1 protein-coding gene is annotated in these 1,073 nt (G+C 69.0%); it reads right to left on the bottom strand.

Translation table 11 applies throughout. The features are described from left to right. A partial coding sequence (locus AC1DIO_RS35285) for an HlyD family type I secretion periplasmic adaptor subunit (RefSeq protein WP_476854944.1) occupies positions 1-1,073 on the bottom strand: 1,073 nt, incomplete at both ends.

Raw genomic sequence — 1,073 nt, 5'->3', positions numbered from 1 at the left:
GTAGAAATTGGCGCCGGTGGTGGGGTCGCGGGTGGTCGCCGGGGAGAGATGGCTGACGGTGCCCGGCAGTTCCGGGGTCGAATTCTTGGCGAAGGCGGAGAAGCGCAGGCGGGCGGGCTGGCCCGGCCTGACCTGGTCGATATCCGTCGGCGCGATCCTGACCTCGACGGTGAGCKTGGCCTCGCCCGGTACGATGGTGGCGAGACGGGCGGCCGGGGTGATGACGCCGCCGACGGTGAAGACGGTCAACTCGTTGACGATGCCGGCGATCGGGGCGCGGATCTCGGAGCGTGAGAGCCGGTCCTCACTGGCGAGACGCCGGTCGCTGAGCTCGGAGACCTTGGCCTCGACCTGGCGCAGCTCGCGCTGGGCCTCGGTGCGGGCGGTCTCGTCGACGGCGATGATCTGGAGGCGGGCRTCGCTGACGCGCAGCCGGGCGCGGGCGATCGAGGCTTCGATCTCGCCGCGCTCGCCGAGCAGGCGGGCCCATTCGCGGTTGATGTTGTAGACCTTCGTGCCGTCGATGAAGCCCTTCTSRAACAGGCCGAGATATTTGTTGCGCTCGAGCTCGACCAGGCGCAGCTCCTCGACCTTGGCGACCTGGCGCGCCTCGAGGCCCTTCACCTCCTCRCCGGACTGGACGATGCTGATCTCGAGCTGTTCCTTGCGGCTTTCGCGGTTGGTGCGGTTGCCGTCGAACAACCGSGTCTCGCCCTGGATGATCTGGCTGGCCTCGTCGRAGAMYYKGGCGARCTCGGCCGGGAAGGTGATCGCGGCRAGGTTGTCGCGCTCGGCGATCAGGCGGGCCTTGCGGCCGAGATTTTCGCCGAGCTGCGAGCGGATGATCGAGAGCTCGGCCTTGGTCTGGACATCGTCGAGCCAGAACAGGGTCTGGCCWGCCTCGACCCGGTCGCCCTGTCGCACCCCGATCGCCTGGACGACGCCGCCGTCGCGGTGCTGCACCTCCTTGAGGTTCTGATCGACCTTGATCGAGCCCTGGGCGATCACGGCGCCGTTGAGATGGGCGCTGGCGGCCCAGCCGCCGCAGCCGACGACCAGGAGCAGGGCAGGGC

The organism is Allobosea sp. 05T439 (genome assembly GCF_056396005.1).
This window is presented reverse-complemented; position numbering and strand designations above follow the sequence as displayed.